This window comes from Shewanella sp. MF05956 (assembly GCF_059758055.1).
This window is the reverse complement of sequence record NZ_JCAYNV010000044.1, coordinates 1-1,296: the sequence shown is the minus strand read 5'-3', so window position 1 is coordinate 1,296 and position 1,296 is coordinate 1. Positions and strand designations below refer to the sequence as shown.

The window sequence follows — 1,296 nt, the reverse complement described above, 5'->3', positions numbered from 1 at the left end:
AATGGACTTATCCCGTTCGATTACATCGAACACTGCTTAGAGCAATTATCCTACCCTGATTGTGACCTCAACAATCTCGTACCCTGGCAGGTTAGGCTAGACAAGGCGTAGTTCGCCGGACGCATACAAAAAAAGTCAATAATTATGAGTTTTTAAAAGTATTATTTTGTGCATATAAATTTTTAATCATAATTGCGTATAAATTGTTCGGATCGATTAATCTTAACTAGCTCAAATCAAAATAGGGAAAACCTAATCCGCATGGGTGATTCAACTTACAGTTCTGTAGTCAGTGTGGTTGAGCAATATATCCAGTTCTACAATTACAAACGCAGACATTCAGCAATAGATGATAAGACGCCACATCAAAAATATAATGAGTTAAAAAAAGCGGCTTAAAATCTCTCCAGAAATACTTGACCATTACATGTCTACATGATGTCGATTTAATGAATAAATTAAAACATATCCATTATTTTCTGCAAGGAATTAAAAAGGCAATCCTAAGATTGCCTTCAAAATATTAATGTCTAACTACGCCATTGAAAGTGATTGTAGTTTAGCTGCTTTAGCCGCAGCCGCTTCTGCGTGAAACTCTTTATCATTTTTAATGTGCTCAATGAATTGATTGAATTTCTTTAAATTCATTCTATAAAGGAAAAAGTACATACATATACCAATAAGAATAAAGAATATTCCAAAAAATATTAAGCATAATGGAATGCCAATAATGATCAAAGTAATGCTTATATACTTATAGCTATTATTACTTTTTTTCATCATTTCAGCAAATTGAGTCAGAGTTTCTGGGTCATTGGCTCCAGTTTGTTGGATGGTCATTTTTTTTAATGTTTTATATTCAATTTCTGTCATTTTCTGCTTCTTAGGTATGTGGTTAGAACTGTTGGTTTTTAACAAGAGTAAATCGATAAAATTACAATGTATAAAATAATTCTTGCAAATTTTTGATGCTAAAGCGTCAATAAAATTCAACTAAGTTAACTTAAGTTAGTAACTAACATAATTTTTTGTAGCTTTATGCAATAAGTCCCTCCTCTAATTTATGGATGTAAATGTTAAATAGTTAAAGTTATTTAACTTTGGCCAAACTCGTTTAATATTGCGTCTTTAAATTTATCTGAATGTTTTAGATAATACACTTGCTTTAACGTAAGCGTCCGGGCAAGTACGTCTTCAACTGCGCTCATCGAGCCTTTATCTTAACGACTGATAATGACATCAGGAGTTAACATGGCTACACGTTCACATCAAGATTGGGCTGCTTTGATACAACAG

At 32.3% G+C, this 1,296-nt stretch carries 1 protein-coding gene and 1 pseudogene; one reads left to right on the top strand and one right to left on the bottom strand.

The window, feature by feature from the left end:
- Window positions 1-279: 279 nt before the first annotated feature.
- Window positions 280-399, top strand: a pseudogene (locus tag AC19MX_RS21060) (IS3-like element ISSde8 family transposase); the annotation flags it as partial.
- A gap of 135 nt (window positions 400-534) precedes the next feature.
- Here AC19MX_RS21060 and AC19MX_RS21055 read toward each other — a convergent pair.
- Window positions 535-873 carry a hypothetical protein gene (locus tag AC19MX_RS21055; RefSeq protein ID WP_498299767.1) on the bottom strand — a complete coding sequence of 113 codons (339 nt, stop codon included), beginning with the start codon at window positions 871-873 and terminating at the stop codon, window positions 535-537.
- Window positions 874-1,296 lie beyond the last annotated feature (423 nt).